The 288-nt window shown below is 69.4% G+C and carries 1 protein-coding gene; it reads left to right on the forward strand.

The window, feature by feature from the left end:
- Window positions 1–67: 67 nt before the first annotated feature.
- Window positions 68–288 (forward strand): HNH endonuclease signature motif containing protein (locus ACPW96_RS23335; RefSeq protein WP_425886134.1); only part of this gene is annotated, 221 nt, incomplete at its 3' end.

Here is a 288-nt window from a genome sequence, read left to right on the forward strand (position 1 = left end):
CGACCAGCCCGTCCCGATCGGGGTGGCCCGGCACACCGCCTGCGACGGGGTGGTGCAACGCGTCCTGATGGACGATCGCGGTCGGATCGTGTCGATCGGAACCCTGGACCGGGTGTTCAACCACCACCAACGCAAGGCGATCACCCTCCGCGACGGGGGCTGCATCATCCCCGGCTGCCACATCCCCGCCGCCTGGTGCGAGATCCACCATGTCACCGACCACGCTCTCGGCGGACCCACCCACACCGACAACGGCGTCCTGCTCTGCTGGCACCACCACCGCACCCT

The sequence above is a fragment of the Micromonospora sp. DT81.3 genome (genome assembly GCF_049847225.1).
Lineage (GTDB): Bacteria > Actinomycetota > Actinomycetes > Actinomycetales > Microbacteriaceae > Microbacterium.